The following is a 6,792-nucleotide window of genomic DNA, read 5'->3' on the forward strand; positions in this document are numbered from 1 at the left end:
GTGCAGCTGATAGCCCGATCTATCGCTCTGGCGTATAGCAACCTTCCACGGCCCCATCGCATTATGCTGGGGTCTCTTACCGTCGTCACACTGGCTGTGGCCGTATGGAAACCGTTAGCTTACCACCCGGACAATGACCTTTCTGATACCCGACCGCTGGTTAAAAATATCACACTTGATAATCAGCAACTGCGTTCACTGCTTCCCGAAGCCAGCGAACCTATCGACCAGTCTCCCCCCGCTGATGATGACATTCCGCAAGATGATCTTGACGATAAAACTGTCAATGAAGCGGGCGTGCATGAGTATGTGGTTTCTACCGGCGATACCCTCAGCAGCATTCTGAATCAGTACGGCATTGATATGTCGGAAATTGCTGCGCTTTCTGACGCCAACCGTGATTTACGTAACCTGAAAATCGGCCAGCAGATTTCCTGGACACTTAACGATGCCGGGGATTTACAGCGTCTGACGTGGGAAAAATCACGTCGCGAAACCTATACCTTTGACCGTTCCGGCAATACCTTCAAATCGTCTCTGGAAACCCTGAAAGGGGAATGGAAAGACTCCGTATTGAAAGGGACGCTGAACGGCAGTTTTGTCACCAGTGCCAAAGCGGCAGGGCTGAGCAGCGCTGAAGTCAGTGCTGTCATTAAGGCGCTGCAATGGCAACTCGATTTCCGTAAATTGAAGAAAGGCGACGACTTTGCGGTACTGATGTCCAACGAGGTGCTGGACGGTAAGAACGAGCAAAGTGAATTGCAGGCAGTGCGTATGCGCACTGGCGGTAAAGACTACTACGCCGTGCGCGCCGAAGACGGTAAGTTCTATGACCGTACCGGCAGCGGGCTGGCGAAAGGTTTCCTGCGCTTCCCGACGGGCAAACAGTACCGCGTTTCGTCTAACTTCAATCCGCGTCGTCTGAACCCGGTGACCGGGCGTATTGCGCCGCACCGTGGCGTCGATTTCGCCGTTCCTGTCGGTACGCCTGTTCTGGCGGTGGGTGATGGCGAAGTGGTTGTTGCCAAGAACGGCGGCGCTGCGGGTAACTATGTGGCCATTCGTCATGGTCGTCAGTACATGACCCGTTATATGCATCTGCGTAAACTGTTGGTGAAACCCGGTCAGAAAGTGAAACGGGGGGATCGCATCGCGCTTTCCGGCAATACTGGTCGCTCAACCGGCCCGCATCTGCACTTTGAAATGTGGATTAACCAGCTGGCTGTGAATCCGCTGACGGCTAAACTGCCGCGCACCGAAGGGCTGACAGGTAAAGATCGCAGTACTTACCTGGCCACCGTTCGTCAGGTTGTTCCTCAACTGAAGCTGGACTGACCGTTCAGGATCCCCTTTTGCGCTTAATGTTGTGAGGCAGTGATTTATTGCAAAATAAATCACTGCACTTATCATTAAGGCAGAATTTGTCATAAGAGCCTGAGCATGCAGCCAGAAAAAGAAAAACGATCTACCGTAGAATTTATTCCGCAGTTTCAGAAAGCCTTCTATTTTCCGCGTTACTGGGGCGTCTGGCTGGGCGTCGGAGCGATGGCCGCAATGGCGTATCTGCCCGCAAAGGTTCGTGACCCTATATTAGGCAGTCTTGGCCGTCTGGCCGGAAAGTTTGCGAAAGGCGCACGTCGTCGTGCGCAAATTAATCTGCTGTACTGCCTGCCGGAAACCTCTGAAGCGGAGCGTGAACATATCATCGATGAAATGTTTGCCACCGCGCCACAATCCATGGTGATGATGGCTGAGCTGGCGATCCGTGACCCCAAAAAAGTCATGCAGCGCGTTCACTGGCACGGCAAGGAAATTGTCGATCAGATGCATGCCGAAGGTAAAAATGTGATTTTTCTGGTGCCACATGGATGGGCTGTGGATATTCCGGCGATGCTGATGGCCGCTGACGGACATCCGATGGCCGCCATGTTCCATAATCAGAAAAACCCGCTGACCGATTATCTGTGGAATACCGTTCGCCGTCGTTTTGGTGGCCGGATGCATGCGCGTAATGATGGCATCAAGCCGTTTATCAGTTCGGTGCGTCAGGGATACTGGGGCTACTATCTGCCGGATCAGGATCACGGTGCTGAGCACAGCGAGTTCGTCGATTTCTTCGCGACCTACAAGGCGACATTGCCTGCGGTAGGACGCCTGATGAAAGTGTGCCGTGCGTCGATCATACCGTTGTTTCCGGTGTATAACGGCCACGAACAACGTCTCGATATTTATGTGCGCCCGCCAATGGATGATCTGGCAACTGCCGATGATAACCGCATTGCGCGCCGGATGAATGAGGAAGTGGAAGTGCTGGTCGGGCCGAATCCGGAACAGTACACCTGGATCCTCAAGTTGCTTAAAACCCGCAAACCGGGTGAGCCTGAGCCCTATTCACGCAAAGAGCTTTATCCCAAAAAGTAACGGTAAAAAGATTTGAAAAAGCTGAGGCTCACACCTCAGCTTTTTTTTATGCTTTTTCAGGGATACGTTTGAGAAACACTGCAATCAGCAATGTGCCGGTGACACCGGAAATCATGCCTGCCAGCATAAAAATGCCGTTGCCCAGTGCGAAATACAACTGCTTTGCCACTTCTATACCCGCCGCAAAAACCACAATGGTGAGCAGCCCAAGTGCAGCGGCGACCGTGCCTTTACCGGTCGGGCTGGAAAACAGCGTCAGGCGGTAAAGCCCGGCATTTACCAGTCCCGAGCCCAGCGCATAGAGGCTCAGCCCGCCAATCATCCAGCCCCAGGCATGTACCATAAACAGCGCGGCATAAGCACTGACTGCCAGACCGAGAACTATCGGCGCGAGACCGAGCCAGACAGGCGTGCGGATATTCACTTTGCCACTGAGTTTGCTGAGCGTGATGTTACCGATAATCAATCCGGTAAATACCGGCACTTGCCACCATCCGTACTGTAGCGGCGTCATTCCGCCATCCTGAATCAGTAATACCGGCGACTGCGCCACCCACGCCAGCAACGGCAGGGTGATCAACCCGATAGACAGCGAACCGAGCACCACGCCTTTGTTGGTGAAGACTTCGCGGTAATCGGTCAGTAGCCTGCGCATTGAAAAACGCTCCCCGCGACCGCTGGCGGTTTCCGGCATACTGCGCCACAGCCCCCAGAATGAGAATGCAGAGACCAGTGAGAACAACGCAAACATGGCTTTCCATGGTGCGTAATGAATAAACGCCGCGCCAGCCAGCGGCCCGAGCAGGGGAGCGATCAACGTGATGTTCGCCATCAGCGCCATCAGTTTAACGCTCATTGTTTCACTGAACGCTTCCTGAATGGCGGCATAACCTACCGCGCCGATAAAGCACAGGCTCATCCCCTGTAAAAAACGCATCAGAATGAACTGTTCAATGTTTCGGGTGAAAACCGTCAGCAGACAGGTGACGGTGAAAAAGGCCACGCCTGTCAGCAGCACCGGCCTGCGGCCAAGGCGGTCGGAAAGCGGCCCGAGCAACCATTGCAGCAAAATACCGCCGCACAAATAAGCGGTTAGCGAGGTTGAAACCCAGTCGGCACTTGCGCTGAAATCACTGATCACCTGCAGCATACCCGGCTGGATCATATCGTGGGCAATATAGGTGGCGAACTCGAATAGCACCAGTGACAGCGGGAACAGCCACTGGCGGAAATTCAGCCGCGAAGCGGGTTCGGAAACGGACGACATAACCTTAATTCTCCGGGTCTTAAAATCGAAAAAGCGCGGCCTGTGAAAGCCGCGCTACTATTCATGGCATTAAAGCTTCATCAGATTAAACCGGGTTTTCAGTAGCGGTTAGCATAGGCCGCAATCGGGTTTTCCAGCGTGCCGGCGAATTTCAGGTTCTGCGCCGGATCTGACAGGTTGATCATCTGCTGATTATTCGCCAGTTGCAGACGGTTCAGGCATGAGTGCGTAAACTCGGCGCCAAACATGTCATAACGGGCAAATTTCTCCGACAGTTCCGGATACTGAATCTGATAGTCGCGTACCACTTCGGCTACCACCTGCCAGAACTGCCCGGCAGGATAATTGCCATGTTCTTCCAGAATACGGGCGATAAAGCGGAATACCCCGGCAAAGACGTCAGTGAAAATCGACAAAATTTTAAGATTTTCCGGTACGTCCACCGCCAGACGTTTGGCTTTTTCCGGCAGGCTGGCGTCGGGGTTCATCACCGCAATTTCCTCGGCGATATCCTTCATGAAAGCATTCACCGGAATATTGTTTTCGAACCGCAGGATCAGGTTTTCACCATGCGGCATAAACACCAGGTCGTACTGATAAAAGCAGTGCAGCAGCGGGCTGAGATAGGCGTGCATGTAGCGTTTAAGCCAGTCGCCGGTGGCCAGACCGGATGATTTGATCATCTCGACAATCAGCGCATCGCCGTGTTTATCGGTGTGCAGCAGGGCGGCCATGGTCATCAGACGCTGATTTGGCTGCAACAAGGCGACCGGATTTTCGCGCCACAACGCCGCAAACATTTTCTTGTACGCGCTGTCGCCTTTGATGGCTTGCTCGAAATAGTGATTGTGGTAACCGAGTGACGCCACTTCCTGCAAAATGCTGAAACCGGTGGATTGCAGATACGCATCGTTTTCGACCAGATCCGCCAGCCATTCATTAATGCCCGGAGTGGTCGCCATATAGTAAGGTGAAAGCCCGCGCATAAAGCCCATGTTCAGGATCGACAGCGCCGTTTTAACGTAACGTCCTTTCGGACGGCTGGCATTGTAGAAAGTGCGGATCGACTGTTGTGCCAGATAGTTATCATCACCTTCACCGAGATAAATCAGAAACTGACGGGCGATATCCGGTGCGAAGACGGTCAGTAATTTGTTCTGCCACTGCCACGGATGTACCGGCATGAAGTAGTAATTTTTCGGGTCGACATCTTTATCAACCAGCTTTTGCGTGAAAGCACAAATCTGCGCTTCACCCAGTTCTTCCGCGATCAGTTTTTCATACGGTAAACCTTCGACACTGGCGAAATGTGCTTTGTCATGATGAACCGCCACCCAGACCAATTGCAGTGGATTGGCCGCTTCCGGCGCGTAACGGACATAATCACCGGCATCAAAACCGATACGGCCGTTGTTGGCGATAAAGCTCGGATGGCCTTCGGTCATGCTGGTTTCGACGGTCTGGAAATCGGCCTGCGACAGTTGTTTTGCTGTGGTGTGATTGTTTGCCAATTTGTAGGCACTGCTGTAAAGCGTGCTGCTGATTTCTTCCAGATAGGTCGACAGCATGGCCTGGGAAATACCAATTTGCTCCGCGAATTCAATGATAAATTTAACCGCGTCCAGCGGCTGCGGGATAAAATTATCCAGGCGCTGAATGCTGTCGAGATCAATCATCCAGTCATTCAGAGGCAACTGGCGGGCACGGAAACGATATTCTATTTCCGAGGCCGGTACTGCCAGCTGATAGTCAGTCCAGGTGCCGGTCGTTTTCAACGCCTGCGGCGCGAGCAGACGTTCATGGGTCAGTTCCGCCAGGCATTTACGCAGCAGCAGGGCATTCGCTTTTGCCCAGAGTTCCGGTTGCAGGTGCTCACCGGTTTGCAGATTTGCAGGAGTCATGGTGTGTTTTTCCTTCTGGCTTGCCTGAAAAAAATCTTCACGCTGGCAAAATGCCAGCCATGCAGTTTTGTGTGTCAGTTGAATTTGTTTCTGATAGCGGAAACCGGCGCGCTTATTCAGCTTGTGAATCTTTTCGTTACGAACATCCGGCTCGACCACTATGCGGCGGACTTCGGGCTGGCTGAACAGGTATTCCATCACGGCCGAGAACACCTGCCAGCTGAAGCCTGACACCGGTTTTTCGGCCGGAGAGAGCAGAATATGCATGCCCATATCGCCGGGCCGGACGTCGTAATGTTCATGCAACGGGTCATCCTGAACCGGATAGCATTCGATGAGAAATTGCGGCTGACCGTCTATTTCGCCCATCAGCGCCGCCAGCGGTTTACCGTGAGTCAGGTTGCGATAGAAGCTGTCGACTTCTGCGAGGGTACTGTTCTGCATTCCCCAGAAATGTGCGTAGGGCTGCGTCATCCAGTCATGTAAAACGGCGGCATCTTTCTCCAGCGCCAGCGGGCGTAAAGACAGTTTTCCTGCGTCGCGCTGGCAGGAGAATACGGCGGTTGAAATGGCATCAGACATGGGTAAATTCTCCGTTAGTTTGCGCCAGGGATGCGGGACCCAAAGGTCTGGAAGGCGATGGATTTCTCCAGCGGATACACTTCACTGCCGAGCATCTCGCGGATTATGGTGCTGTTGCGGTAGCACGCCATGCCCAGATCCGGAGTGACGAAGCCGTGCGTGTGCAGCTCGGCGTTTTGTACGAAAATCTGGTTGTGCGCATCGATGCTGTAATTGCGCCTGACGGCGTAACGGCCCGAGTCATCCCACTGAATACGGTTGTAAATGCCTTCAACAAACTGCGGTGGCTGATAGCCGTAACCCGTTGCGAGGATCACGGATTCCGTGCGGTGTTGGTATTCCTGTTGTTGTTCGTGGTGGAGCAGGGTCATTTCCAGTTCGCCGCTGCGGCTGCGGGTCAGTGCTTTCAGTTCCGAATGTGTATACAAATTGACATTCAGCGGGCCGTCGAGACGTTTGACGTACATCAGATCATAAATGTCGTTGATCAGACTGATGTTAATGCCCTTATACAGGCATTTTTGTTCACGATTGAGCTGATCGCGCTTGCTCATTGGCAGCGCGTGGAAATAATCGATGTATTCCGGTGAGGTCATTTCCAGCGTCAGTTTGCTGTATTCC

At 53.1% G+C, this 6,792-nt stretch carries 5 protein-coding genes; 2 read left to right on the forward strand and 3 right to left on the reverse strand.

Annotation, left to right across the window (positions count from 1 at the left end; genetic code table 11):
- Together mepM and lpxM are read left to right on the forward strand one after the other, a co-directional pair.
- On the forward strand, positions 1-1,335 hold the full coding sequence (gene mepM, locus AC1DUO_RS18625) for a murein DD-endopeptidase MepM (protein ID WP_013575307.1): 1,335 nt from the start codon (positions 1-3) through the stop codon (positions 1,333-1,335).
- A 105-nt stretch (positions 1,336-1,440) separates the two neighbouring features.
- Positions 1,441-2,421: a lauroyl-Kdo(2)-lipid IV(A) myristoyltransferase gene (gene lpxM / locus AC1DUO_RS18630; RefSeq protein ID WP_013575308.1), complete on the forward strand. Its 981-nt coding sequence runs from the start codon at positions 1,441-1,443 to the stop codon at positions 2,419-2,421.
- Positions 2,422-2,467: 46 nt separating this feature from the next.
- On the opposite strand, the gene AC1DUO_RS18635 is transcribed toward lpxM, so the two are convergent.
- The 3 genes from AC1DUO_RS18635 to AC1DUO_RS18645 all read right to left on the reverse strand — a co-directional run.
- Positions 2,468-3,688, reverse strand: coding sequence for an MFS transporter (locus tag AC1DUO_RS18635; RefSeq protein WP_013575309.1), 1,221 nt, complete (start codon positions 3,686-3,688; stop codon positions 2,468-2,470).
- A gap of 98 nt (positions 3,689-3,786) precedes the next feature.
- On the reverse strand, positions 3,787-6,171 hold the full coding sequence (locus AC1DUO_RS18640) for a GNAT family N-acetyltransferase (protein WP_166860218.1): 2,385 nt from the start codon (positions 6,169-6,171) through the stop codon (positions 3,787-3,789).
- 14 nt (positions 6,172-6,185) lie between these two features.
- Positions 6,186-6,792: SidA/IucD/PvdA family monooxygenase (locus AC1DUO_RS18645; protein WP_477988265.1), on the reverse strand; the 607-nt coding region annotated here is incomplete at its 5' end.

This window comes from Rahnella sp. P4_A8 (genome assembly GCF_056402435.1).

What these genes read in the sequence shown, in the direction of transcription:
- AC1DUO_RS18640 (WP_166860218.1), bottom strand. Translation starts at nt 6,171, where the DNA reads ATGTCTGATGCCATTTCAACCGCCGTATTCTCCTGCCAGCGCGACGCA.
- lpxM (WP_013575308.1), top strand. Translation starts at nt 1,441, where the DNA reads ATGCAGCCAGAAAAAGAAAAACGATCTACCGTAGAATTTATTCCGCAG.
- AC1DUO_RS18635 (WP_013575309.1), bottom strand. Translation starts at nt 3,688, where the DNA reads ATGTCGTCCGTTTCCGAACCCGCTTCGCGGCTGAATTTCCGCCAGTGG.